This is a genomic window from Enterobacter vonholyi, from assembly GCF_008364555.1.
Lineage (GTDB): Bacteria > Pseudomonadota > Gammaproteobacteria > Enterobacterales > Enterobacteriaceae > Enterobacter > Enterobacter vonholyi.
In genome coordinates this window covers 56,711-81,582 of the sequence record NZ_VTUC01000013.1, presented here as the reverse complement: position 1 = coordinate 81,582, position 24,872 = coordinate 56,711, and the positions used below count along the sequence as shown (strand labels likewise).

Genomic DNA, 24,872 nt, shown 5'->3' with positions numbered 1-24,872 from the left:
TCGTCCGAGGACGTTAAGAATCCATGTCACTTTGAGTGCCCACACAGATTGTCTGATAAATTGTTAAAGAGCAGTGCCGCTTCGCTTTTCGCAGCGGCGCGGGGTGTGCATATTACGCTTTCCCGCTTCAGAGTCAAGCGTTTATTTTCGCTTTTCTCTGCTGGCGTTCATCGCTGAACTCCGCTAACCCGGCGGCGTGTGTGCCGTTGTTCCGTGTCAGTGGAGGCGCATTATAGGGAGTTATTCCGACGTGACAAGCACAAAATACAAAAAACTTATCGTTCGCTCACTTTTCAAGCTTAACGCTTATTTAAGTCGCGAATCGCCCGTTAAATGTGCGATTTCCCGGGCAAAACTAGCCACCTGCGACCAGTCGGTATAAACCACTTCTTTACGCGTATCGGTTTCACCTCCGGTCATCTTCATAATAAGACGGATCATAAAGCGGTCATACCAACGATAGCGAGGGTAGCGCAGCGCACCGGCAAAGACAGCGCAAAGGTCTGGCTGCCACGGCGAGCTGAGTAAAAACTTGCGCGTGTAGCTGTTAGTCTGCGGCGTACGCTTCTCTGCTTTACGTGCGACCAGATTTACCGAGTAAAACGCTCCGGGCAATTTCTTGAGCACCGCGGTGTGCTTTTTCACAAAGCGATCCAGCGCCGGATGGAAATGCCCGTAACGAATTGACGCGCCAATTACCACGCGATCGTAATCCTGCCAGGTTATCTGATCCGCACGGTTCAGGTTTACCACATCCGAATATATCCCCAGCTCTTTGAGTTCAGATGCCAGATACGCGGCAATCTCACGCGTTTGCCCGTCTCGCGTAGAGAAAAGAATGAGTGTTTTCATCAACGGCTCCTTACTCGCGCCAGAATGTAGGGGTGAAGAGCACCAGCAGCGTAAAGACCTCAAGGCGACCAAACAGCATATTGGCGATGAGGATCCATTTCGCGACGGGGTTCATACTCGCAAAGTTATCCGCCACAACCCCCAGGCCAGGCCCGAGGTTATTCAATGTTGCCACCACGGACGCAAAGGCGGAGAAATCATCCACACCCGTCGCGATAATCGCGAGCATACTGACGATAAAGACCAGCGCATACGCCGAGAAGAATCCCCACACCGCTTCGAGGATACGTTCCGGCAGCGCGCGGTTCCCCAGCTTAATGCTGTAGACCGCGTTCGGGTGGACCAGACGCTTCAGCTCACGGTTGCCCTGCTTGAACAGAAGCAGAATACGAATCACCTTCAGGCCACCGCCCGTGGACCCCGCGCAGCCCCCAATAAATGCAGAGCATAAAAGCAGCACCGGCAGGAACAGCGGCCAACGGGCGATACTGTCCGTGGTAAACCCGGCTGTCGTCGCCATCGATACCACCTGGAAGAACGCCTGATTTAGCGTGGTCAGCGCGGAGTTATAGACATCATGGAACCACAGCACCAGAGTACAGATGATCACCAGCGTAAGCTGGACCCCAATGAACATGCGGAACTCAGGGTCACGCCAGTACACCTTCAGGCTGCGCCCGCTCAGTAAAGAGAAGTGCAAACCGTAGTTACAGCCAGAGATCAGCAGGAAAATGGCAATGATAGTGTTAATCGTTGGGCTGTCGAAGTAGCCCACGCTGGCATCGTGGGTAGAGAACCCGCCAATGGCAATCGTCGCGAAACTGTGTCCAATGGCGTCGAAAGCAGGCATCCCGGCAAACCATAGCGCCAGCGCACAGGCTACCGTCAGCAAGACATAAATCAGCCACAGGGTTTTCGCCGTCTCGGCAATACGCGGGCGCATCTTGTTATCTTTCAGAGGCCCGGGCATTTCGGCGCGATAGAGCTGCATGCCACCAACGCCCAGAATAGGGAGAATAGCCACCGCCAGGACGATGATCCCCATACCGCCGAACCACTGCAGCATCTGGCGATAAAAGAGAATGGCGTGGGGTAGTGAATCCAGCCCGACCAGCGTCGTCGCCCCAGTGGTTGTTAAACCCGAAAACGATTCAAAAAAGGCATCCGTGATGCTCAGATTAGGCTGTTCAGAGAAGATAAAGGGCAGCGAACCGACGCTCCCCAGCACCGTCCAGAACAGGACCACAATCAAAAATCCTTCGCGAGATTTCAGTTCACCTTTCTGACGACGGTTTGGCCACCACAGCAGCGAGCCAATCGCCAGCGCGACAAAGAAGGTCTGGGTGAATGCCCGCCCCGCACCGTCCCGGTAGATAAGCGCCACCAGTCCTGGGAGAATCATCGTCCCGGAAAAGAGTATGACCAGCAGTCCAACGATTCGGGTTATGGCACGAAAATGCATCTCTGCCGCTTCCTTTGGTATTCAAAAGTGAGGTGGGGATTATTCTTCAATCGGCAGCAATTGCAACGAACCACGACTAAAATCAGCCAGTTTTGCTGAAAAAGCAGCCAGTTCCGCCTGAGGAAGCGCCACGCGTAATTGCACCATTGCCTGATATTCGCTGTGTGCGATGACACCGTTAAACTGCCGCAGCAGCGCTTCAATACCCGATAGCTGGGCGTAATCGCATAATAAAGTATATTCGGTAAGCGGCGTTTTGCGGGTAGTGACCAGCATATTAAGCGCCTGCTGCACGCCCCCGCCATAGGCTTTTACCAGCCCACCGGTGCCTAACAAAATGCCGCCGTAGTAGCGCACCACCACGGCGGTTATTTCGCCCACGCCGCTGCCCATCAGCTGCGAAAGCATAGGCTTACCGGCCGTGCCCGCCGGTTCACCGTCGTCGGAAAACCCCAGCTGTTGTGAATCGTCCGGCGGCCCTGCTACCCACGCCACGCAGTGGTGGCGGGCGTCAGGATGCTCAGCCCGAACGGACTCGACAAACGCCTTTGCCGCCTCTACGCCGTCGGTATGCGCCAGCAGCGTAATAAAGCGGCTTTTCTTGATTTCCTCAACAAAGGTGACCGGTTCAGCCGGTATCAGCCAGCTTTCCATCAGGCCAGCTTCAGGTCTCGCGTCATGTTCTCGATACCGTTTTCATGAACCACAACGTTATCTTCGATGCGAATACCGCCAAACGGCTTCAGCGCGTCAATTTTTTCCCAGTTAAAGTGCTTGCTGAACTGGCCTTCACGCCAAGGCGCCAGCAGGGATTCAATAAAGTAGATCCCCGGCTCAATCGTCAGCACCATACGCGGCTCCAGAATACGGGTGCAGCGCAGGTAAGGATATTTAGACGGTGCCGCCAGGTGCGTGCCGGTATCATCCTGCATAAAGCCCGCAACGTCGTGAACCTGCAGGCCCAGCGGGTGGCCGATACCGTGCGGCATGAATGGCCCGGTCAGATCGTTCTCAACCATCGCCTCTTCGCTCATGTCTTTCACAATCTGGTGCTTACGCAGCAGTTTAGCAATGCGCTGATGGAACTGAATGTGGTAATCCACATAGCTGGTTCCCGCCTTCATGGTGCCAATAAGCGCCAGCTGTTCATCGTTCACGTCTTTAATAAGCTGCGCGAAATCGGTATCCGCATTCGCCGCCCAGGTACGGGTCAGATCGGCCGCGTAGCCGTTATATTCTGCCCCTGCGTCCAGCAGGAAGCTGCGCATTTCCGACGGAACATGGTGATCCAGTTTGGTGTAGTGGAGTACAGACGCGTGCTCATTCAGCGCGACGATGTTGCTGTACGGCACGTCGGTATCACGGTGGCCTGTCGCGGTCAGATAAGCCTGATTGATGTCGAACTCGCTCATACCCGACTGGAATGCTTCATGCGCCGCACGGTGTCCATTTACCGCCGTTTTTTGCGCTTCACGCATGCAGTAAAGTTCGTAGTCGGTTTTATAGGCTCGGTAATAGTGGAGGTAATCCAGCACCCCTTTCGGGTTGAGTTTGTCTGCCGCAATATCCAGGCCCAATGCACGCTCCGGAACAGGGCCAATATAGGCGATGTTGCCACGCGCTGCAGGCAGCTGGCTGCCAATGCCGTCCGCTTTTGGCAGCGCAATGACCTCAATTTCTTCCGTCCAGAAAGAGGTCGGCAGCGGCTCAACGTTGTGCCAGTAATCAACCGGCAGGTAGAACCACAGTTTCGGCTTGTTCACACCATCTACCAGCAGCCAGCAGTTGGGAACCTGCGTCACCGGCACCCAGGCCTTAAATTGTGGGTTCACCTTAAACGGATAAGCGTGGTCATCCAGAAAGGTATTCATCAGCTCGCCGGAGTGGATCAGCAGCGCATCCAGCTTAAAGCGGGCCAGTACATCGCGGGTACGTTCCTGTAGGGTAACGATATGATTTTTATAAAGCGAAGCCAGTGAGTCCATCATTATTCCTTTCGTTTTTTGACCTCAAGTCATCGCATCTTAGCACACCTCACTCCGGCTGCGTGATTTCCACCGACCGTGATCAATGCAGCATTTTCTTAATGAGTAATTTGCATTTTATTAACATAAATCCCACACTCCGATTCATCTGGTATGACCAGATCCAATTGCTGGATTCAGGAGACTGACATGCTCTACAAAGGCGACACCCTGTACCTCAACTGGCTGGAAGATGGCATTGCCGAACTGGTGTTCGATGCCCCCGGCTCAGTGAACAAGCTTGATACCGCGACGGTGGCCAGTCTTGGCCAGGCGCTGGATATTCTTGAAAAGCAACCTGAATTAAAAGGGCTGCTGCTGCGTTCGAACAAAGCGGCCTTTATCGTCGGTGCCGATATCACCGAGTTCCTTTCGCTGTTCCTGGTTCCGGAAGAACAGCTGAGCCAGTGGCTGCACTTTGCCAACAGCGTCTTTAATCGTCTGGAAGATCTGCCTGTCCCGACCATTTCCGCCGTTAACGGTTATGCGCTGGGCGGTGGCTGCGAATGCGTGCTGGCGACCGACTACCGCCTGGCGACGCCGGACCTGCGCATCGGCCTGCCAGAAACAAAACTGGGCATCATGCCGGGCTTTGGCGGCTCCGTGCGTATGCCGCGCATGCTGGGTGCCGACAGCGCCCTGGAGATCATTGCCGCAGGTAAAGATGTCGGCGCCGAACAGGCACAGAAAATTGGCCTGGTCGACGGCGTTGTAAAACCTGAGAAGCTGGTTGAAGGCGCACTCGCCATTCTGCGTCAGGCAATCAACGGCGATCTCGACTGGAAAGCCAAACGCCAGCCGAAGCTGGAACCGTTAAAACTCAGCAAGATTGAAGCCACCATGAGCTTCACCATCGCCAAAGGCATGGTGATGCAGACGGCGGGTAAACACTACCCGGCGCCGATCACGGCGGTGAAAACCATTGAAGCGGCTGCCCGCCTTGGTCGCGATGAAGCGCTGAAGCTCGAAAATCAGAGCTTTGTCCCGCTGGCGCACACCAATGAAGCCCGCGCGCTGGTCGGTATCTTCCTCAACGATCAGTTCGTGAAAGGCAAAGCCAAACAGCTGACTAAAAACGTTGAGACGCCAAAACATGCGGCGGTACTCGGCGCGGGGATTATGGGTGGCGGCATCGCTTACCAGTCCGCCTGGAAAGGCGTGCCGGTGGTGATGAAAGACATCAGCGAGAAATCCCTGACGCTGGGCATGACCGAAGCGGCCAAGCTGCTGAATAAACAGCTTGAGCGCGGGAAAATTGACGGGCTGAAGCTCGCAGGCGTGATCTCCACCATTCAGCCCGTGCTGGAATACAGCGGTTTTGATCGCGTCGACGTAGTGGTCGAAGCCGTCGTCGAGAACCCGAAGGTCAAAAAAGCGGTGCTGGCGGAAACGGAAGACAAGGTTCGCCCGGATACCGTGCTGGCCTCTAACACCTCCACCATTCCGATTAGCGAACTGGCGAGTGTGCTCAAGCGTCCGGAAAACTTCTGCGGTATGCACTTCTTCAACCCGGTACATCGTATGCCGCTGGTCGAAGTGATCCGCGGGGAAAAAACCTCTGACGACACCATCGCCAAAGTAGTGGCGTGGGCCAGCAAGATGGGCAAAACCCCGATCGTCGTTAACGACTGCCCTGGCTTCTTCGTCAACCGCGTGCTGTTCCCTTACTTCGCCGGATTCAGCCAGCTGCTGCGCGACGGCGCGGACTTCCGCAAAATCGACAAAGTGATGGAAAAGCAGTTCGGCTGGCCGATGGGCCCGGCGTATCTGCTGGACGTTGTAGGCATTGATACCGCCCACCACGCCCAGGCGGTGATGGCGGCAGGCTTCCCGCAGCGCATGCAGAAAGACTATCGCGACGCCATTGACGCGCTGTTCGACGCTAACCGCTTCGGCCAGAAAAACGGTCTGGGCTTCTGGCGCTATAAAGAAGACAGCAAAGGCAAACCGAAGAAAGAAGAAGACGCGGCGGTGGATAGCCTGCTGGCCGACGTTAGCCAGCCAAAACGCGACTTCACCGACGATGAGATCATCGCCCGCATGATGATCCCGATGATCAACGAAGTGGTGCGCTGCCTCGAAGAAGGCATCATCGCCAGCCCGGCAGAAGCCGACATGGCGCTGGTTTACGGCCTGGGCTTCCCTCCGTTCCACGGCGGCGCGTTCCGCTGGCTGGACACGCTCGGCAGCGCCCGCTATCTCGATATGGCTCAGCAGTATCAGCACCTCGGCCCGCTTTATGAGGTGCCGGAAGGTCTGCGTAGCAAAGCGCGCCATAACGAACCCTACTATCCCGCAGTTGAGCCAGCCCGTCCGGTTGGCGAGCTGAAAACGGCTTAAGGAGTCACAATGGAAAAGGTTGTCATTGTTGATGCGATTCGCACCCCGATGGGCCGTTCAAAAGGCGGCGCGTTCCGTAACGTGCGTGCGGAAGACCTCTCCGCGCACCTGATGCGTAGCCTGCTGGCGCGTAACCCGGCGCTGGATCCGGCTGCGCTGGACGATATCTACTGGGGCTGCGTGCAGCAGACCCTGGAGCAGGGCTTCAACATCGCCCGTAACGCGTCGCTGCTGGCTGAGATCCCGCATTCGGTTCCGGCCGTCACCGTCAACCGCCTGTGCGGTTCATCAATGCAGGCGCTGCACGACGCGGCACGCATGATCATGACCGGTGATGCGCAGGCCTGCCTGGTGGGCGGCGTCGAGCACATGGGGCACGTGCCGATGAGCCACGGGGTCGATTTCCACCCGGGGATGAGCCGCAACGTGGCGAAAGCCGCGGGGATGATGGGTCTCACCGCCGAGATGCTCTCCCGCCTGCACGGCATCAGCCGCGAAATGCAGGATGCCTTTGCCGCGCGCTCTCACGCTCGCGCATGGGCCGCCACGCAGTCCGGCGCCTTTAAGAATGAGATCATCCCGACCGGCGGCCACGATGCAGACGGCGTTCTGAAGCAGTTCAGCTACGACGAAGTCATCCGCCCGGAAACCACCGTCGAAGCGCTTTCTACGCTGCGTCCGGCGTTTGATCCGGTCACCGGTACGGTCACAGCAGGGACCTCGTCGGCGCTGTCAGACGGTGCCGCCGCGATGCTGGTGATGAGCGAAAGCCGCGCCCGCGAGCTAGGATTAACGCCTCGCGCTCGGGTACGCTCGATGGCGGTCGTGGGCTGCGATCCGTCGATCATGGGTTACGGCCCGGTTCCGGCTTCAAAGCTGGCGCTGAAAAAAGCGGGATTAACCGCCAGCGACATCGACCTGTTTGAGATGAACGAAGCGTTCGCCGCGCAGATCCTGCCGTGCATTAAAGATCTGGGGCTGATGGAGCAGATCGACGAGAAGATTAACCTCAACGGCGGCGCGATCGCCCTCGGTCACCCGCTGGGCTGCTCCGGGGCGCGTATCAGCACGACGCTGATCAACCTGATGGAACGCAAAGATGCCCAGTTTGGTCTGGCAACGATGTGTATCGGGCTGGGTCAGGGTATCGCGACGGTGTTTGAGAGAGTGTGATAAAAAACCGGGTCGCAAATGCGACCCGGCAGAAGTTTAGTTGCCGTTCTTCCCGCCTGTCAGGGGCGGGTTTTTTATTTAAATGAAGGCAAACGCATCGCCAAACAGGCGGTCTTCACGCGCGTCACGTTCGTTACAGAACAGGTCACGGGCAATTTTCGCCATCTCAAAACGGCCAGCGATATAAATATCGTGTCCTGCCAGCGTGCCGTGATCCTGCAGCACCGCCGTCAGCACCGTCCCGCTACGCCCGCGCCAGCCCTCTTCCGGCTGCTCAACCACCGGCTCAATGCGCAGGTTAGGATGGGTTACGCTCAGCGCTTCCAGTTCAGACAGGTCATACAGGTGTTTCTCTTCGCGGCCACCCCAGTAGATCGTGATATCACGGTCCGGGTTACGCGCCAGGGCGGTCAACAGAATAGATCGCACGTAGGAGAAGCCTGTACCACCGGCAATCAGGATCAGCGGACGGTCTTCGTCATCGCGCAGCCACGCATCACCGTGCGGAATATCCACCACGATTTCACGTTCCTTCAGGATCCGATCCATCACCGCCATTGCATACAGGTTAAGCTCTGACGCACCAATATGAAGCTCAATAAATTCCTGCTCCGCTGGCGTGGAGGCCATAGAGAAAGGACGCTTATCACGCTCATCCATCACGACCATCAGATACTGACCCGCGCGGAAAGAGAATGGCGCTTCTGGCACTAAACGGACGCGATATACGGTGTCGGTGATGGCATCTACCGAGGTCACTTTACAGCTTAAGGTTGTCATTCGCTCTCTCTGTCGGGAAGTCTATAGGGCTTAACGGTCAGCTCAGGGTTTACCGTTATTCATTATGGCCAGCTCGTCCCAGATCGCGTCAATGCGCGCGGTCACAGCAGGATCTTTTTTGATCGGGCGACCCCATTCACGGTCGGTTTCGCCAGGCCATTTATTTGTGGCATCCAGTCCCATCTTTGAGCCAAGACCGGAAACCGGCGAGGCAAAATCCAGATAATCAATCGGCGTGTTTTCGACTAACACCGTATCGCGCGCCGGGTCCATTCGTGTGGTAATGGCCCAGATTACGTCATTCCAGTCGCGGGCGTTAACGTCATCATCGCAGACAATAACAAATTTGGTATACATAAACTGGCGCAGGAAAGACCACACGCCCATCATCACGCGTTTCGCGTGACCAGGATACTGCTTCTTCATCGTGACCACCGCCATGCGATAGGAGCATCCTTCAGGCGGCAGATAAAAATCAACAATTTCCGGGAACTGCTTTTGCAGAATCGGCACAAACACTTCGTTCAGCGCCACGCCCAGTACCGCGGGTTCATCCGGTGGACGCCCGGTATACGTGGAGTGATAAATCGCATCTTCACGCTGCGTAATGTGCGTTACGGTGAACACCGGGAAGTTATCCACTTCGTTGTAATAGCCGGTGTGGTCGCCGTAAGGGCCTTCTGGCGCCATTTCACCCGGTTCAATGTAACCTTCCAGCACAATTTCTGCACTGGCCGGGACTTCGAGATCGTTAGAGATACACTTCACAACTTCCGTTTTCGTCCCGCGCAGCAGGCCTGCAAAGGCATATTCCGAGAGCGTATCCGGTACGGGTGTGACGGCCCCCAGAATGGTGGCCGGATCGGCGCCCAGGGCGACAGATACCGGGAAACGTTCACCCGGGTGTGCAGCACACCACTCCTGAAAATCCAGCGCGCCGCCGCGATGCGACAGCCAGCGCATGATGAGCTTATTCTTGCCAATCAACTGCTGGCGGTAAATACCAAGATTCTGGCGTTCTTTGTGCGGGCCACGCGTGACGGTCAGTCCCCAGGTGATCAGCGGCGCAGCATCTTCCGGCCAGCACTGCATGATAGGGATTTTAGTCAAATCAACCGCATCGCCTTCCAGCACCTTCTGCTGGCACGGCGCGCCGCGCAGGCGTTTGGTGGGCATGTTCAGCACCTGCTTAAACTGCGGCAGTTTGTCGAACAGATCGCGGAAGCCTTTCGGCGGCTCCGGCTCTTTCAGGAAGGCCAGCAGCTTACCGACTTCACGCAGCGCCGTGACGTCTTCCTGCCCCATCCCCAGTGCGACGCGACGCGGTGTACCAAACAGGTTGCACAGAACCGGCATTGAGTAACCTTTTGGATTTTCAAACAGTAATGCGGGGCCACCGGCACGCAGGGTGCGGTCAGTAATTTCTGTCATCTCCAGATAAGGATCAACAGGAAGTGTAATACGCTTGAGTTCACCCTGCTTTTCCAGCAGCGTCAGGAAGTCGCGGAGATCGTGGTATTTCATGCAGTTAATCATGGCCTCTCTGTAAGCGCTTCATTATACGGCGTAAGCCTGCTTGATGCTGTAATTTTGTTAAATAAGCGTGAACTTATGCGTTCTGTTCCATTTTCGCCCATTATAATCAACTTAGCGATCCCGCCAGGGTTTTGATATGCTTGCGCCCCGAACTAAGGGAAAGAGTGATTATGCAGGCCTGGTATTTACTGTATTGCAAACGCGGGCAACTTCAGCGCGCGCAGGAACATCTTGAACGTCAGTCTGTAAATTGCCTGACGCCCGTGATCACGCTTGAAAAAATGCAGCGCGGGAAGCGCACAACCGTCAGCGAGCCGTTGTTCCCGAACTACCTCTTCGTGGAATTCGACCCGGAAGTCATCCACACCACCACCATCAGCGCAACGCGCGGCGTCAGCCACTTCGTTCGTTTTGGTGCCCACCCGGCAACGGTTCCGTCAACGGTTATTCATCAGCTGTCGATTTACCAACAGCCCGAAGGTCTCACCGACCCCGAAACCCCCTATACGGGCGATAGCGTCGTGATTACCGAAGGGGCTTTCGAAGGCCTGCAAGCGATTTTTGCCGAGCCGGACGGGGAAGCGCGCTCTATGCTGTTGCTCAATCTGCTGAACAAGCAGGTGCTGCAGAGCGTTAAAAACACCGACTTCCGTAAACTTTAAACATTTATCCCGAACAGCTTACGCACGTTGTCATCCGTCTGTGCCGAAAGCCAGTGCGGATCGTCTCCGCGCCACTTCGCGACGCTCACAATAATGTGCCCCAGATAAGCGGGCTCATTTCGTCGCGATGCCGGTTTGGGTTTCATATCGCGCGGCAGCAGATAAGGTGCGTCCGTTTCAAAGAGCAACCGGTCAGCCGGGATCGCTGGCAACAGCTCCCGAAGCTCAAGCCCGCGGCGCTCATCGCAAACCCAGCCGGTAATCCCCAGATAAAGCCCACGCTCCAGGCATTCCAGCGCCTCCTGCCGTGAGCCGGTGAAGCAGTGCAGCACCGCGCCGGGCAGTTTCTCGAGCCACGGATCAAGCAGAGTCAGAAAACGCTCATGCGCGTCGCGGCAGTGCATAAATACGGGCATTTCAAGCTCTGCCGCTAGCGCAAGCTGGGCAGTGAATGCCTTTTCCTGCTCTTCAGGCGTGGAAAAGTTACGGTTGAAATCGAGGCCGCACTCGCCAATCGCCACCACTTCTGGTGTCTTTGCCAGCCTGCGTAGGGTGTCGCCACTTTCCGCGGTCCACTGGCTGCTGTCGTGAGGATGCACGCCAGCAGTAGACCAACAGCGATCGTATCGTTGCGCCAGCTGCTGGGCCTGCTCGCTCTCATGCAGGTTGGTGCCCGTCAGCAGCAGCCCTTTCACCCCGGCGGCAAACGCACGCGCAACCACCTCATCACGATCTTTCGCAAACTGCGAGCTGGTCAGGTTGAGTCCGATATCAAACATGCAAATCCCCATATAACAACCGCCCTGACGGGCGGCTGGTTTTACTCTTCAGTGGTCTTGTCGGACGTATCGTCTTCGTCATCCGCTCGACGTCCTTTACCCACGTAGAAACGCGAGAAGAAAACACCGACCTCAAACAGACAGTACATCGGTATGGCCAGCAGCGTCTGCGAGAACACATCCGGCGGCGTTAGCAGCATGCCGACCACGAAGGCGCCCACCAAAATATACGGACGCTTCTTACGCAGGTCATCCGGGGTCGTAACCCCTACCCAGCAAAGCAGTACAATGGCCACCGGCACTTCGAATGCCACGCCAAACGCCATAAACAGCGCCATCACAAAGCTGAGGTAGCTGGCAATATCCGTCGACACCTGGACCCCTTCCGGCGCGGTATGCGTCAGGAAGCCGAAGGCCAGCGGGAAGACAACGAAATAGGCAAACGCCATGCCGATATAGAACAGCAGCGAGCTGGACACCAGCAGCGGGATAACCAGCTTGCGTTCGTGCTTATACAGCGCGGGCGCCACAAACGCCCATACCTGGTAAAGAATGACGGGCGCAGAGGCTATCAACGACACCCAGAAGGTCAGCTTGATGGGGGTAAAGAACGGAGAAGCCACATCCGTCGCAATCATCGTTGCGCCCAGCGGCATCTGCTTAATTAATGGTGCAGAGACAACCTGGTAGATATCGTTGGCGAAATAAACCAGGCATAGAAAAATAACGAAAACTGCAATAATGCAGTTTAACAGGCGCTTACGCAGCTCTATGAGGTGCGTAATCAGCGGTTGAGTATCATCTACTGCCATGTTTACGCTTTATCACTCGACGAGGGGGATGATTCGGAAACGGACGCAGCGGGCTTTACTTCCGCCGTTTTAGTTACCGGTTCTTCCGGCTGCGCCTGTTTTTTCACTTCGGTTTCCTGCGGCGTCTGTTCTGGCGCAGCAGCCTGATGTTCAGCGCTGGCAGGCGTTACGCCCTCGCGCTGCTCTTCGCTGCCCTTCACCACCGGGTTATGGATGGTGTTCGCTTCATCGCTCGCTTTTTCAGGATCGTTGACGCTGTAAGAGCGCTTCATGGATTCCGCCGCTTCACGCAGTTCATCCATTGAGGCTTTCAGTTCCGGCGTCAGATTATCCATGCTCGCCTTCTCGACCTTTTTGAGGCTTTCCTGAAATTCCTGCAGCTTAAGCTCCTGCGCCAGCTCATTCTGAACGGTCGATGCCAGCGATCTCAGCGCACGCACCCAGCCCGCAACGGTTTTCACCGCCACCGGCAGACGCTGCGGCCCCAGCACGATCAGGCCAATCACAAAGACCAGCAGCAGCTCACCAAAACCAATGTCAAACACGACTTATACCTGCTCTTTATCGTGGCGTTTGGCGTCTTCCTTTTTGGCTTCTTCTTGCTTGTCGGAGATGGATTTAGCAGTAAAGTCAGCGTCCTGGCTGGTTTTATCCTGCTTGCTCTCATCATCGCTCATCGCTTTCTTAAAGCCTTTGATAGACGCGCCCAGATCGGAACCAATAGAACCGAGCTTTTTGGTGCCAAACAGCAGCACGACGATGACGGCAATGATCAACAATTGCCAGATACTGATACCACCCATACATGTTCCTCAGGGATAGATGATTAATGAGTCAGGTCGCATTATACGTATGCGACCCATCGATGGCGACGCAAACTCAGCGCGTTTTTCGCCATCCGGCAAGCCAGACTACCACCCCGCCAGCCATCAGCCAGGCTGGCATCATCTGCCAGTCCGGACGGTTGATCAGCAGCAGCGTACCGCTCAACAGCAGCGTTGCGCCAATCCCAAAGAGATAGCGGGACTGTCCCTGGCGAACACGGCTGGACTGAAGCTCGCGGGCGATTTTATCCATGCTGTGCTGAAGGTTCTTGCTCTGACGCAAACTGTCATAAACCAGTTCGGGAATTTCAGGCATTTTTTCTATCCAGAACGGGCCCTTCTCTTTCAGCGAGCGCACCAGCGCCGGAATGCCAACCTGATCCTTAATCCAGGATTCAAGGAAAGGTTTCGCAGTCTTCCACAAGTCTAACTGAGGATAGAGCTGTCGGCCTACACCCTCAACGTAAAGTAATGTTTTCTGAAGTAAAACTAGCTGTGGCTGAACTTCCATATTAAACCGGCGAGCCGTGTTGAACAGGTTCAACAGTACGTGCCCAAAGGAGATTTCCGCCAGTGGTTTTTCAAAAATCGGTTCACAAACGGTCCGGATCGCAAACTCGAACTCTTCGACGTTAGTGTCCGGCGGAACCCAGCCGGAATCGACGTGCAGCTCGGCCACCTTACGGTAGTCGCGGTTGAAGAACGCGATGAAGTTCTCAGCCAGATACCGTTTATCTTCTTTGTTCAGCGACCCCACAATCCCGCAGTCGATACCGATATATTTCGGGTCCTCAGGGTGTTCGTAGCTCACAAAGATATTGCCCGGATGCATGTCCGCATGGAAAAAGCTGTCGCGGAATACCTGGGTAAAGAAGACCTGTACGCCACGTTCGGCCAGGAGCTTCATGTTTGTTCCCTGCTTCTCCAGGGCTACGACATCCGAAACCGGAATACCGTAGATACGCTCCATCACCATCATGTTCTGGCTGCAGTAGTCAGAATAGACTTCAGGTACATAGAGCATCGGGCTGTTTTCAAAGTTACGGCGCAGCTGAATGGCATTTGCCGATTCGCGCAGCAGGTTAAGCTCATCAATCAGCGTTTTTTCATATTCCCGCACCACTTCCATTGGACGCAAACGACGTCCGTCCGGAAGCAGACGCGGCACCCAGCGCGCCAGACGATAAATCAGCTTCATGTCTGCTTTGATGATGGGCAGGATGTCCGGACGAATGACCTTAATAACCACTTCCTTGCCATTATCTTTCAGGCGCGCGGTATGTACCTGCGCGATAGAGGCCGACGCCAGCGGTTGAATATCGAAATCGTCAAACCAGGTCTCGACGGGTACATTTCCCATCGCCTCTTCAATTTGCTTTTTCGCGCGCGCGCCGTCAAAGGGTGCGACGCGGTCCTGAAGCATTGCGAGCTCATCGGCAATGAGAGGCGGGAAGAGGTCGCGGCGGGTCGAAAGCATCTGCCCGAATTTAATCCATACCGGACCGAGTTCCTGCAGCGCCAGGCGCAGACGCTCACCCAGCGGTTGACCTTTGTGGCGATTGGGCATCCAGAACAGCATCCGCCGCCAGATGCGAAGCGGCAGCGTGATGCGCATTTTGGGAATAAGCTCGTCGAGCCCGTAGCTCAAAAAGGTGCGAATAATAAAATAGAGGCGCCGAATTTCACCAGGCGTCATTTGCCCTCCAGTTTTTCCAGCCGTTTGGTAAACGCATCAACCGCGCGTTCAACAGCAGCGGTTTCTTCCGCAAACCATGCAACTTCCAGTGGCCCGGGCGCCATTCGCCACTCCTCAGTCATCACTTCCGCCACATAGCGTTGTTGGCGCTGGAGGCTTTTACGCGCAAAGGAGGCGCCACCATGAAGGACTTTCCCGATGCCTTCGGCAGCAATGTCGCCGATAAAAGGCGCGAGCAGCTCTGCCGGATCGAACTCCGCCAGATCGGTGAGAGCAACGAAGTTCTGCACGACCTGAATGTCGCCTTCCACCTCCAGCTCACCGCTGCGGATAAGCGCCGTTAATTGCTGGCGATCGCGCAGTTTTGGCAGCACGCTCATGTGCGTGATGACCGAGCAGTCAGCTTCACCTTCCCACGCCCCCAGAACGTCTAGCTGGCGTTCGCTGAATACCAGCACAAGCGGCGTCGAGAACTCTTTTAAAACAATACGTAATATCTTCCCGTTTAGCCGCTGACGCGCTGCTTTCAGCGCCGGAGCTCGATAGAGAAAAGCATTCAGTACGTTTTCGATACCTGCGGTGACTAAGGGCTTAAAGGGCACGGGACACCTCCACTCAGAACTTGTAACCGCGATGCAGCGCGACGACACCCGCCGTCAGGTTGAAATATTCAACGTTCTCAAATTCTGCATCCTGCATCATGGCTTTTAATGTGTCCTGATCCGGGTGCATACGGATAGATTCTGCCAGATAGCGGTAGCTTTCAGCGTCGTTAGCCACCAGCTCACCGATGCGCGGCAGCACGTGGAAGGAATAGGCGTCGTAAGCTTTGCTCAGCGGCTCAATAATCGGTTTGGAGAATTCAAGCACCAGCAGGCGTCCACCCGGCTTCAGCACGCGGTACATGGAGCGCAGCGCTTTTTCTTTATCGGTCACGTTACGCAGACCGAAGGAGATAGTGATGCAGTCAAAGGTATTGTCCGGGAACGGCAGCGCTTCGGCGTTTGCCTGCACATATTCAACATTCCCCACCACACCGATGTTACGCAGCTTTTCGCGTCCCATTTTCAGCATGGAGTCATTAATATCGGCGAGAACAACGCGACCGGTTTCACCCACCAGACGAGAGAATTTCGCGGTTAAATCGCCCGTACCGCCAGCTAAATCCAGCACCGTTTGTCCGCGACGCACGCCGCTACAGTCAATGGTGAAGCGCTTCCACAAGCGATGAATGCCGAACGACATCAGGTCATTCATCACATCGTACTTCGCCGCCACGGAATGAAATACGTGGGCCACCATGTCAGCTTTCTGCGCTTTGGCGACAGTCTGAAAGCCAAAGTGCGTTGTGTCTTGTGAATCGTCAGCCATCTTAGAGCCTGCTTATCAGTAAAATGTTCGTGAAGTGTATCAGATTGGGCGCGTTTGCCCTACGTTTCAACCACCGCGAAAAAAACGCGCTGGAATCTCGTCTGGTAATGAATCCGCCGCTAACGTGTTGTCTTCACTGTTTGTCTTTTGTTCGTTCGCCCCTTCTCGCAGGCGAAACTCGTCGTCCTGGGCGGTGGCCTGCTCGACCAATTCCGGATTAATCTCGCGTTTAACTTCTACTCCCAGACTGCGGAATGATTCAGCCTGCGCCAGCAGATTGCCACGTCCGGAGGCGAGTTTTTTCATCGCCTGGCGATAGTTATCCTGCGCACGATCCAGGCTTTGCCCGACTGAAGACATGTCGTCCACAAAGAGGCGCATTTTGTCGTACAGCTTGCTGGCACGATCGGCAATCTGCTGCGCGTTGCGACTCTGGTGCTCATAGCGCCACAGGTTCGCAATGGTGCGTAACGCCACCAGCAGCGTGGTGGGGCTGACCAACATAATATTATTTTTGAGCGCTTCGGTTATAAGCTCAGGCTGCCTGTCGAGTGCCAGCAGAAACGCGGGCTCTACCGGAATAAACATCAGTACATAGTCCAGCGAGCGCAGACCCGGCAGCTGCTGGTAGTCTTTTCTGCCGAGCAGGCGAATATGATTACGTACGGAGGCAATGTGCTCCTGCAGAGCTGACTCGCGCGTGTAGTCATCGTCCGCATTAAAGTAACGTTCATACGCCACCAGCGTCATTTTAGCGTCAATCACCACATCTTTGCCCTGCGGCAGCCGCACGATCACATCCGGCTGCATTCGTGAGCGGGCGTCGTTTTCGATACTCACCTGCGTTTCGTATTCATATCCTTCCCGCAGACCAGAAGCTTCCAGTACGCGGGTCAGCACCACCTCACCCCAGTTGCCCTGGGTTTTGTTGTCCCCTTTGAGCGCTCGGGTGAGGTTGACCGCTTCCTGCGCCATCTGTGCATTTAGCTGCTGAAGATTGCGAATCTCATGAGCCAGGGTGTGCCGCTCACGGGCTTCCTGACCAAAACTGTCCTGCACCTGACGACGAAAACCGTCCAGCTGCTCGCGCAGAGGCGTCAGCAAGCTGTTGAGGCTCTGGCGGTTTTGTTCGTCAACGCGGCGGTTGCTGTGCTCAAAAATTCGATTGGCGAGGTTCTCAAACTGTTCGCTGAGACGCTGCTCGCTGTTGATCATCTGGCGGATTTTGTCTTCCGCATGCAGTTGGGTGGATTCAAGGCGGGTGGTCACTTCGCGGAGATCGGCCTCCAGAGACGTGTTGATATCACGCAGGTTGCGCAGCTCGTTGTTGAGCAACTCACACTCATCGCGCCAGTGTTCGCTCAGCGCAAGCTGCTGTTTTATAGCGCTTAAATCAGCGACCATCTCTTCTCGCTCAGCCAGCTGGTCAGCCTTCTGCTGCGCATGCTGGTAGCTGGAAATCAGCCAGCCAATCCCTAAGCTCACCAACGCAATCACCGCGTAAATCAGGATTGAGATATCCACAATGCCCCCTGCATCAACGTATTACCCGCACAAAATAGAATTGTGCTGTATAAACGTCCAGTTTGAAAGGGTTTTCCTGCGAGGCGCTACGCAAAAAATAAAGGCCGAACGTGTCGGCCTTTGATTTAAGAAGAGAGGACTAGATCAGGCGACGAGCTGCTTCCACCACGATTTTCACTGCATGACTTTCGGTCTGCTTCATGGTTTCGGCGTTCGGGATCTCCTGCTGGGTACGGTTGACGATAACGCCCGCCACCATACCGGCACGCAGACCCTGGCTTGCGCACATGGTCAGCAGCGTTGCGGATTCCATTTCGTAGTTCATCACACCCATGGACTGCCACTCTTCCATTGAGCCTTTGAAACGGCTAACCACGCGGCCTGAGAAGGTATCGTAACGCTCCTGGCCCGGGTAGAAGGTGTCGGAAGACGCGGTTACGCCCACGTGAGTGGTTGCGCCTACGGATTTCGCAGCTTCAACCAGCGCGGTGGTACATTCGAAATCAGCCACTGCCGGGAATTCCATTGGTGCAAAATGCAGGCTTGCGCCGTCCAGACGGACGGACGCGGTCGTGACCAGAACGTCGCCGACGTTGATATGCGGCTGAATAGCGCCGGTCGTACCGATACGCAGGAAAGTGCGGATGCCCAGCTGCGCCAGCTCTTCAACAGCAATAGACGTAGACGGACCACCGATACCGGTAGAGCACACGATCACCGCTTTGCCATCCAGCTCTGCGCGCCAGGTGGTGAACTCACGATGGGCAGCCAGCTTGACCGGCTTATCCATCAGCGCGGCGATCTTTTCCACACGCTCCGGATCGCCAGGGACGATGGCGAGCGTAGCCCCTTGTAAATCGTTTTTAGTGAGGCCGAGATGAAAAACATCAGACTTAGACATAGGTGACTCCTCTGTGGGTCGGTTAGTCAGAAGAAGTAAAACGGTACTTTACAGAAGCAGTAAGCATATTTTCGTGACGAACCTCACCATGAATGAAAATGGTTACATTGAATTTCCATAAAAAAGTGATTTACATCACATTAACAAGTTATATCGCCAAGTGCTGCACAAAAGATAGACCGTTTAAGGCACTGTGAGTTGTTAACCTGGTGTCTATATTTACCTTTGCGCTAACTCATTGGTACGGAGAATGCCATGACTGAAAAAACCGGTTTTGCACCTGCTGCGGCCCCACATGCTTCAACCATCGTGTCGACTCCAGAAGCGGCAATTACTGCGGGCGAGACCTCTATTCCCTCGCAGGGGGAGAATATGCCTGCTTATCACGCCCGACCAAAATCGGCAGAGGGTCCGCTACCCATCGTGATTGTGATTCAGGAAATATTTGGTGTTCACGAACACATTCGCGACCTCTGCCGCCGGCTGGCGCTGGAAGGGTATCTGGCCGTTGCGCCAGAGCTCTACTTCCGTCAGGGCAATCCGAACGACTACAGTGATATTCCAACATTGCTCAGCAACCTGGTCAGCAAAGTCCCGGACGCGCAGGTGCTGGCCGATCTCGATCATGTCGCCAGCTGGGCGGCGCGCAACGGCGGCGATCCGCATCGTCTGCTGGTCACCGGTTTCTGCTGGGGCGGTCGCATTAGCTGGCTGTATGCCGCGCATAACCCGCAGCTCAAAGCTGCTGTCGCCTGGTACGGCAAACTGGTGGGTGAAAAAACGCTGAATTCGCCTAAACATCCCGTCGATATCGCCACCGAGTTAAATGCCCCCGTGTTAGGGCTTTATGGCGGTCAGGACACCGGTATTTCGCTGGATTCGGTAGAAACCATGCGCCATGCGCTGCGTGCGGCCAATGCGAAGGCGGAGATTGTGGTGTACCCGGATGCCGGGCATGCGTTTAACGCCGATTATCGTCCGAGCTATCACGCGGAATCAGCCAAAGATGGCTGGCAGAGAATGCTGGCGTGGTTTAGCCAGTACGGCGGTAAGAAAGCGTAATAACAATAAGCCCGGAGGCGGTTACGCCTTACCGGGCCATCCAATACCCCTACGCCTGACGCAAATTCTGCGCTGCCTTCACCATGTTCGCCAGCGCTGCGCGGGTTTCAGGCCAGCCGCGGGTTTTCAGTCCGCAGTCAGGGTTTACCCAAAGACGCTCTGCCGGAATACGCTGGGCCGCTTTTTTCAGCAGGGCTTCAATCCACTCCACGCTCGGCACGTTCGGGGAGTGGATGTCGTACACGCCCGGCCCGATTTCGTTCGGGTAGTCGAATTCTTCAAACGACTCCAGCAGCTCCATATCTGAACGCGAGGTCTCAATAGTGATCACGTCGGCGTCCAGCGCGGCAATCGAATCCATGATGTCGTTAAATTCGCAGTAACACATGTGGGTGTGGATCTGAGTGTCGTCCTTCGCCACCGCGGCGTTGATGCGGAACGCCTCCACGCCCCACTGCAGGTAGGCGTCCCAGTCGCTGCGACGCAGCGGCAGACCTTCGCGCAGGGCCGGTTCGTCAATCTGAATAATGCCAATGCCTGCGGCTTCCAGATCCGCCACCTCATCACGCAGCGCCAGGGCGATCTGTTTGGCGATGGTTTCACGGGTCACGTCTTCACGCGGGAAGGACCAGCAAAGAATGGTCACAGGACCGGTGAGCATGCCTTTCACCGGCTTGTCGGTCAGGGACTGGGCGTACTTCGCCCACTCAACCGTGATCGCTTCCGGACGGCTGACGTCACCGATGACCACCGGCGGCTTCACGCATCGGGAGCCATAGCTCTGCACCCAGCCGTTCTGGGTAAAGACGAAGCCGTCCAGGTGCTCGCCAAAGTATTCCACCATGTCATTACGCTCTGCTTCACCGTGCACCAGCACGTCCAGCCCAAGGCGTTCCTGCTCGATAATCGCCTGCTTGATGTGTTCCGCGATCCCGGTGCGGTAGTGATTCGCATCCAGATTGCCCTTTTTAAAGTCCAGACGCAGGCCGCGGATCTCGGTGGTCTGCGGGAAGGAACCAATCGTCGTGGTCGGCCACGCAGGCAGATTGAAGCGGGCGCGCTGGGCTTCGGCGCGCACCTCATACGGGCTCTGGCGCTGGCTGTCCTGGGCGGTGATGGCCGCCAGACGTTTTTCCACCGCCGGGTTATGCACGCGCGCGGAGTGGCGGCGCGCCCGGATCGGGGCGCTCCATTCGGTAATTGCCGCCGTGTCGCCGCTGTTCAGCGCGTCGCGCAGCAGGGCCAGCTCTTCACATTTTTGCAGCGCGAAGGCAAACCAGCTCTTTACTTCAGGGTCGAGACGGGTTTCCACGCTCAGGTCGATCGGGCTGTGCAGCAGCGAGCAGGACGAGGCCACCCACAGCTCACGTTTACCGACGATGTCTTTGATTTGTGCGTATTTCTCGGTCAGATCGGCGCGCCAGACGTTACGGCCATTCACCAGACCGGCGGAGAGCAGCCAGTCTGCGGGCAGGCGCTTGTGCAGCTCCGTCACATCATCTTTACCGTGTACAAGGTCTACGTGCAGGCCCTGCACCGGCAGCGCGGTAATCGTGTTCAGGTTCGGCGTCACGCCTTCGAAATAGGTTGTCAGTAGCAGCTTCACCTCCCCGGTGAGCGCGTCATACGCCGGTTTGAAGGCATCGAGCCATTCCTGAGGCAACTCGAGCACCAGCGCCGGTTCGTCGATTTGCACCCACTGAATGCCGCGTTTGCCCAGCTCAATCAGCACCTGTTTGTAGACCGGCAGAATGTCCTTCAGCAGGCTCAGACGATCGAACTGCTCGCCTTTGACTTTCCCCAGCCACAGATAGGTCACTGGCCCCAGCAGCACGGGTTTAACCTGGTGGCCCAGCGCCAGCGCTTCGTCCACTTCATCCAGAAGCTGCGTCCAGGTCAGTTTAAACTGCTGACCTTTTACGAACTCCGGCACCATATAGTGATAGTTAGTGTTAAACCACTTAGTCATTTCCGCCGCTGCAGCTGGCTCACCTGTTGGCGCACGGCCACGGCCGATGCGGAACAGGGTATCGATATCTACCGATCCATCTTTGTTCTGATGACGAGCCGGCACGTTGCCAAGCAGCAGGCTGGTCGTCAGAACATGGTCGTACCAGGCGAAATCGCCCACCGGCAGCAGGTCAATGCCCGCCTGCTTCTGCTGATCCCAGTGGCGGGCGCGCAGCTCGCGTCCCACTGCCAGCAGCTCTTCACGCGTGGCGTTCCCTGCCCAGTAGCTTTCTTGCGCTTTTTTCAGCTCGCGACGCAGGCCAACGCGAGGGAAACCGAGAGTGTGATTGCGGATTGTCATGGTGTACCCCTTGTGAAATTCGTTATTTAGACGTCCAGATGTTTACACTTCTATAATTGGCAGGTACTGTATATTCCTCAAGCGCAAAATGTTCATGGCGAAGTGAAGGACTTTCATGATCGAGATTAAACACCTGAAAACGCTACAAGCGTTGCGAAACTGCGGTTCGCTCGCGGCTGCTGCGGCCACGCTGCACCAGACACAGTCCGCCCTTTCTCACCAGTTCAGCGATCTGGAACAACGCCTCGGCTTCCGTCTTTTTGTGCGTAAAAGCCAGCCGCTACGCTTTACGCCGCAGGGTGAAATTCTCCTTCAGTTGGCGAATCAGGTTCTGCCACAGATCGCGAGCGCGCTGCAGGCGTGTAACGAACCGCAGCAGACCAAACTGCGTATCGCTATTGAGTGCCACAGCTGTATTCAGTGGCTGACCCCCGCGCTTGAGAACTTCCGCCAGAAGTGGCCGCAGGTGGAGATGGACTTTAAATCCGGAGTGACGTTCGACCCGCAGCCATCGCTGCAGCAGGGCGAGCTGGATCTGGTCATGACCTCTGACATTCTGCCGCGCAGCGGCCTGCACTATTCGCCGATGTTTGATTATGAGGTGCGCCTGGTGCTGGCGCCGGACCACCCGCTGGCGGCCAAAACGCGCATCACGCCGGAAGACCTGGCGACGGAAACGCTGCTGATTTACCCGGTTCAGCGCAGTCGTCTGGATATCTGGCGTCACTTCCTGCAGCCCGCGGGCATTAGCCCGCAGCTGAAAAGCGTGGATAACACCTTGCTGCTGATTCAGATGGTGGCGGCCAGCATGGGTATCGCGGCGCTGCCGCACTGGGTGGTGGAGAGTTTTGAACGCCAGGGCCTGGTGGTCACCAAAACCCTGGGTGAAGGACTGTGGAGCCGGCTGTACGCCGCCGTGCGCGATGGCGAGCAGCGTCAGCCGATTACGGAGGCGTTTATTCGCTCAGCGCGGAACCACGCGTGCGACCATCTTCCGTTTGTGCGGAGCGCGGAGCGACCCAGCGTCGATGGACCCACAGCGAAGCCAGGATCACCGCTCCCCCAATAAGGAAGCTTGGCCAGTGCGGCTGTTGCTGCCAGATGGCAAGGTTGACCAGCAGCCCTGCCGGGACATGCACGTTGTTCATAATCCCCAGCGTACCGGCGTCGACCTGCGTCGCGCCGTAGTTCCACATGAAGTACCCCAACCCGGAAGCCACGACGCCCAGCCAGACCAGAACACCCCACTGAACGATGGTGGTAGGCAACTTTTGCGGGTTACCGAGCATAAACCACGCCGCTACCGCGACAATCGCGGCGCCCATATAAAACCAGGCAAACGCGTTATGCTGCGGCATCGGACGGGTTTCCATCAGGCGTTTGTAGCCCACCATGCCGATAGCGAAACTGATGTTGGCGAGCTGGACGAACATCAGCCCGGTCCAGAAGTGATCGCTTACTTTGTCGTAGCGAATAATCGCCGCGCCAATCACCGCCAGCGCCGCGCTCAGCAGGTATCCCCAGCGCAGACGGCGTTTACTCAGCAGATCGTAAATCAGCGTGATGTAGAGCGGCGTCAGCACGGTAAAGAGCAGGAATTCCGAGACGGACAGATAGACGTAAGCCCGGAAGCTGAACAAATACATGATGCCGAGCTGCATCGCCCCCACCAGCATATACAGCACAATCGTTTTCAGCGATTGCCCGCGCGTGCGCAGAAACGGCAGGAACACCAGTGCCGCCAGCCCCACACGCATCAGCACCGAGAAGTAGCTGTCGACCGAACCGGCAAGGTATTCGCCAATCAGGCTAAAGGAGAAGGCCCACAGGATAGTGGTGATAATGAGTAGCGCCACAATGCTTGTCTCTCAGAAAGAAGGAGAGGCATTGTAGCGAACTCTTTAGTTGACAACTGAGCAATAAACAATCAAGTGAAGATTATTCAAGGAACAGCTTGCGCAGATACTTCGGTACCGCGTTGTCAGCGTTAGAACCAATGACTTCCAGTTCAGGGTGGAGATCCTTCAGACGCTGGTGCGCGTTCTGCATGATGCAGCCCTTGCCTGCCATTGAAAGCATCTCGGCGTCGTTCATGCCGTCACCGAAGGCGATACAGTCTTTGAGCCCGAAGCCCAGGCGTTTCGCAACCGCTTCCAGCGCGTGACCTTTGGAGACGCCACCCGCCATCACTTCAAGACAGGTCAGGGTTGAGAAGCTTACGTTGACGCGATCGCCCCAGCGAGCGTTGATCGCCTGTTCCAGCGGGAGCAGCTCTTCGTGGCTGTCGCAGGTGAAGAACACCTTGCTGATCCCTTCCGGCTCCAGCAGGCCCGGTTCGTAAAGGGAGTAGTTGAATACCGCTTCCTTGAAGAAACGCATTTCATCCGGGCGGTGGCGGTTCATAAACCAGTCGTCGTCGCGGTAAACGTTAGTGACGATAGCCGGGTTGTTATGCACCACGCCAAACAGATCGGCGGCAATATCGCGATCCAGGTTGTGGGTAAAGATCAGGTTGCCGTCGGTATCATGCACGCGCGCACCGTTGGAGGTGATCATGTACGATTTGATCTCGAGATTATCGCGGATCTGCCCCACGTCGACGTGGTGGCGGCCGGTGGCGAACACAAAGTTCACGCCACGGGCAGTCAGGAGTTTTAAGGTCTCTTTCGCGTAAGGCGACAGGGTGTGGTCGGGGGAAAGCAGCGTGCCATCTAAATCAGATGCAACAACCTGGTACATAGGGATTTCAACCTCTGGTGGAAA

Annotated in this window: 23 protein-coding genes; 5 read left to right on the top strand and 18 right to left on the bottom strand. The window is 56.1% G+C overall.

Annotated elements, in window-relative coordinates; genetic code table 11:
• Positions 1–306: 306 nt before the first annotated feature.
• The 4 genes from hemG to pepQ are packed head-to-tail and all read right to left on the bottom strand — an operon-like array spanning position 307 to position 4,299.
• The gene (gene hemG, locus F0319_RS17065; RefSeq protein WP_111963553.1) at positions 307–852 is read right to left on the bottom strand and encodes a menaquinone-dependent protoporphyrinogen IX dehydrogenase; all 546 of its coding nucleotides are present in this window, start codon (positions 850–852) and stop codon (positions 307–309) included.
• A 10-nt stretch (positions 853–862) separates the two neighbouring features.
• On the bottom strand, positions 863–2,314 hold the full coding sequence (trkH, locus tag F0319_RS17060) for a Trk system potassium transporter TrkH (protein ID WP_023309600.1): 1,452 nt from the start codon (positions 2,312–2,314) through the stop codon (positions 863–865).
• Positions 2,315–2,353: 39 nt separating this feature from the next.
• Positions 2,354–2,968: an IMPACT family protein gene (locus F0319_RS17055; protein ID WP_024908007.1), complete on the bottom strand. Its 615-nt coding sequence runs from the start codon at positions 2,966–2,968 to the stop codon at positions 2,354–2,356.
• Positions 2,968–4,299 (bottom strand): Xaa-Pro dipeptidase, encoded by a 1,332-nt coding sequence (gene pepQ, locus F0319_RS17050; RefSeq protein WP_111963551.1) that lies wholly within the window; start codon positions 4,297–4,299, stop codon positions 2,968–2,970. Before pepQ ends, F0319_RS17055 begins: the two co-directional genes overlap by 1 nt.
• 189 nt (positions 4,300–4,488) lie before the next feature.
• On the opposite strand from pepQ, the gene fadB reads away from it, so the two are divergent.
• Both fadB and fadA read left to right on the top strand, forming a co-directional pair.
• Positions 4,489–6,678, top strand: coding sequence for a fatty acid oxidation complex subunit alpha FadB (gene fadB, locus F0319_RS17045; RefSeq protein WP_149367417.1), 2,190 nt, complete (start codon positions 4,489–4,491; stop codon positions 6,676–6,678).
• A 9-nt stretch (positions 6,679–6,687) separates the two neighbouring features.
• Positions 6,688–7,851, top strand: a complete 1,164-nt coding sequence (gene fadA, locus F0319_RS17040; RefSeq protein WP_008501515.1) for an acetyl-CoA C-acyltransferase FadA — start codon at positions 6,688–6,690, stop codon at positions 7,849–7,851.
• A gap of 78 nt (positions 7,852–7,929) precedes the next feature.
• Here fadA and fre read toward each other — a convergent pair whose 3' ends face one another.
• Together fre and ubiD are read right to left on the bottom strand one after the other, a co-directional pair.
• Positions 7,930–8,631: an NAD(P)H-flavin reductase gene (gene fre, locus F0319_RS17035; protein ID WP_008501516.1), complete on the bottom strand. Its 702-nt coding sequence runs from the start codon at positions 8,629–8,631 to the stop codon at positions 7,930–7,932.
• Between the two features lie 42 nt (positions 8,632–8,673).
• Positions 8,674–10,167, bottom strand: a complete 1,494-nt coding sequence (ubiD, locus tag F0319_RS17030) for a 4-hydroxy-3-polyprenylbenzoate decarboxylase (protein ID WP_149367416.1) — start codon at positions 10,165–10,167, stop codon at positions 8,674–8,676.
• Between the two features lie 170 nt (positions 10,168–10,337).
• On the opposite strand from ubiD, the gene rfaH reads away from it, so the two are divergent.
• A complete protein-coding gene (rfaH, locus tag F0319_RS17025; protein ID WP_111963548.1) occupies positions 10,338–10,829 on the top strand; it encodes a transcription/translation regulatory transformer protein RfaH in 492 nt (163 codons plus the stop codon).
• Here rfaH and tatD read toward each other — a convergent pair.
• From tatD to udp, 9 genes are all read right to left on the bottom strand, one after another.
• Positions 10,826–11,608 (bottom strand): 3'-5' ssDNA/RNA exonuclease TatD, encoded by a 783-nt coding sequence (gene tatD, locus F0319_RS17020; RefSeq protein ID WP_149367415.1) that lies wholly within the window; start codon positions 11,606–11,608, stop codon positions 10,826–10,828. The two genes, rfaH and tatD, sit on opposite strands and share 4 nt — an antisense overlap.
• Before the next feature lie 41 nt (positions 11,609–11,649).
• Positions 11,650–12,420, bottom strand: coding sequence for a Sec-independent protein translocase subunit TatC (tatC, locus tag F0319_RS17015; protein WP_115877026.1), 771 nt, complete (start codon positions 12,418–12,420; stop codon positions 11,650–11,652).
• 2 nt (positions 12,421–12,422) lie between these two features.
• Positions 12,423–12,965, bottom strand: a complete 543-nt coding sequence (gene tatB, locus F0319_RS17010; protein WP_143345646.1) for a Sec-independent protein translocase protein TatB — start codon at positions 12,963–12,965, stop codon at positions 12,423–12,425.
• 3 nt (positions 12,966–12,968) lie between these two features.
• Positions 12,969–13,223 carry a Sec-independent protein translocase subunit TatA gene (gene tatA / locus F0319_RS17005; protein WP_020882874.1) on the bottom strand — a complete coding sequence of 85 codons (255 nt, stop codon included), beginning with the start codon at positions 13,221–13,223 and terminating at the stop codon, positions 12,969–12,971.
• Between the two features lie 76 nt (positions 13,224–13,299).
• On the bottom strand, positions 13,300–14,940 hold the full coding sequence (ubiB, locus tag F0319_RS17000; protein ID WP_149367414.1) for a ubiquinone biosynthesis regulatory protein kinase UbiB: 1,641 nt from the start codon (positions 14,938–14,940) through the stop codon (positions 13,300–13,302).
• Positions 14,937–15,542, bottom strand: coding sequence for a ubiquinone biosynthesis protein UbiJ (gene ubiJ / locus F0319_RS16995; protein ID WP_111963543.1), 606 nt, complete (start codon positions 15,540–15,542; stop codon positions 14,937–14,939). The genes ubiB and ubiJ overlap by 4 nt, the downstream gene beginning before the upstream one ends.
• Before the next feature lie 13 nt (positions 15,543–15,555).
• On the bottom strand, positions 15,556–16,311 hold the full coding sequence (gene ubiE / locus F0319_RS16990) for a bifunctional demethylmenaquinone methyltransferase/2-methoxy-6-polyprenyl-1,4-benzoquinol methylase UbiE (RefSeq protein ID WP_023309612.1): 756 nt from the start codon (positions 16,309–16,311) through the stop codon (positions 15,556–15,558).
• 66 nt (positions 16,312–16,377) lie between these two features.
• The gene (rmuC, locus tag F0319_RS16985) at positions 16,378–17,835 is read right to left on the bottom strand and encodes a DNA recombination protein RmuC (RefSeq protein WP_149367413.1); all 1,458 of its coding nucleotides are present in this window, start codon (positions 17,833–17,835) and stop codon (positions 16,378–16,380) included.
• Positions 17,836–17,974: 139 nt separating this feature from the next.
• Positions 17,975–18,736: a uridine phosphorylase gene (udp, locus tag F0319_RS16980; RefSeq protein WP_003860792.1), complete on the bottom strand. Its 762-nt coding sequence runs from the start codon at positions 18,734–18,736 to the stop codon at positions 17,975–17,977.
• Positions 18,737–18,991: 255 nt separating this feature from the next.
• Between udp and F0319_RS16975 the strand changes: the two genes are divergently transcribed.
• A complete protein-coding gene (locus F0319_RS16975) occupies positions 18,992–19,798 on the top strand; it encodes a dienelactone hydrolase family protein (RefSeq protein ID WP_111963541.1) in 807 nt (268 codons plus the stop codon).
• 49 nt (positions 19,799–19,847) lie between these two features.
• Here the strand turns inward: F0319_RS16975 and metE are convergent, their stop codons facing one another.
• On the bottom strand, positions 19,848–22,109 hold the full coding sequence (metE, locus tag F0319_RS16970; protein WP_111963540.1) for a 5-methyltetrahydropteroyltriglutamate--homocysteine S-methyltransferase: 2,262 nt from the start codon (positions 22,107–22,109) through the stop codon (positions 19,848–19,850).
• A gap of 115 nt (positions 22,110–22,224) precedes the next feature.
• Here metE and metR point away from each other — a divergent pair, with 115 nt between their 5' ends.
• Positions 22,225–23,178 (top strand): HTH-type transcriptional regulator MetR, encoded by a 954-nt coding sequence (gene metR, locus F0319_RS16965; RefSeq protein ID WP_127732586.1) that lies wholly within the window; start codon positions 22,225–22,227, stop codon positions 23,176–23,178.
• Here the strand turns inward: metR and F0319_RS16960 are convergent.
• Complete coding sequence (locus tag F0319_RS16960) at positions 23,066–23,965, bottom strand: carboxylate/amino acid/amine transporter (RefSeq protein WP_115877019.1); 900 nt, start codon at positions 23,963–23,965, stop codon at positions 23,066–23,068. The two genes, metR and F0319_RS16960, sit on opposite strands and share 113 nt — an antisense overlap.
• A gap of 82 nt (positions 23,966–24,047) precedes the next feature.
• Positions 24,048–24,848, bottom strand: a complete 801-nt coding sequence (gene yigL / locus F0319_RS16955) for a sugar/pyridoxal phosphate phosphatase YigL (RefSeq protein ID WP_029741831.1) — start codon at positions 24,846–24,848, stop codon at positions 24,048–24,050.
• Positions 24,849–24,872: the final 24 nt, after the last annotated feature.

Coding starts and splice junctions, on each gene's coding strand:
- hemG (WP_111963553.1), bottom strand. CDS start 852: ATGAAAACACTCATTCTTTTCTCTACGCGAGACGGGCAAACGCGTGAG.
- trkH (WP_023309600.1), bottom strand. CDS start 2,314: ATGCATTTTCGTGCCATAACCCGAATCGTTGGACTGCTGGTCATACTC.
- F0319_RS17055 (WP_024908007.1), bottom strand. CDS start 2,968: ATGGAAAGCTGGCTGATACCGGCTGAACCGGTCACCTTTGTTGAGGAA.
- pepQ (WP_111963551.1), bottom strand. CDS start 4,299: ATGGACTCACTGGCTTCGCTTTATAAAAATCATATCGTTACCCTACAG.
- fadB (WP_149367417.1), top strand. CDS start 4,489: ATGCTCTACAAAGGCGACACCCTGTACCTCAACTGGCTGGAAGATGGC.
- fadA (WP_008501515.1), top strand. CDS start 6,688: ATGGAAAAGGTTGTCATTGTTGATGCGATTCGCACCCCGATGGGCCGT.
- fre (WP_008501516.1), bottom strand. CDS start 8,631: ATGACAACCTTAAGCTGTAAAGTGACCTCGGTAGATGCCATCACCGAC.
- ubiD (WP_149367416.1), bottom strand. CDS start 10,167: ATGATTAACTGCATGAAATACCACGATCTCCGCGACTTCCTGACGCTG.
- rfaH (WP_111963548.1), top strand. CDS start 10,338: ATGCAGGCCTGGTATTTACTGTATTGCAAACGCGGGCAACTTCAGCGC.
- tatD (WP_149367415.1), bottom strand. CDS start 11,608: ATGTTTGATATCGGACTCAACCTGACCAGCTCGCAGTTTGCGAAAGAT.
- tatC (WP_115877026.1), bottom strand. CDS start 12,420: ATGGCAGTAGATGATACTCAACCGCTGATTACGCACCTCATAGAGCTG.
- tatA (WP_020882874.1), bottom strand. CDS start 13,223: ATGGGTGGTATCAGTATCTGGCAATTGTTGATCATTGCCGTCATCGTC.
- ubiB (WP_149367414.1), bottom strand. CDS start 14,940: ATGACGCCTGGTGAAATTCGGCGCCTCTATTTTATTATTCGCACCTTT.
- ubiE (WP_023309612.1), bottom strand. CDS start 16,311: ATGGCTGACGATTCACAAGACACAACGCACTTTGGCTTTCAGACTGTC.
- udp (WP_003860792.1), bottom strand. CDS start 18,736: ATGTCTAAGTCTGATGTTTTTCATCTCGGCCTCACTAAAAACGATTTA.
- F0319_RS16975 (WP_111963541.1), top strand. CDS start 18,992: ATGACTGAAAAAACCGGTTTTGCACCTGCTGCGGCCCCACATGCTTCA.
- metE (WP_111963540.1), bottom strand. CDS start 22,109: ATGACAATCCGCAATCACACTCTCGGTTTCCCTCGCGTTGGCCTGCGT.
- metR (WP_127732586.1), top strand. CDS start 22,225: ATGATCGAGATTAAACACCTGAAAACGCTACAAGCGTTGCGAAACTGC.
- yigL (WP_029741831.1), bottom strand. CDS start 24,848: ATGTACCAGGTTGTTGCATCTGATTTAGATGGCACGCTGCTTTCCCCC.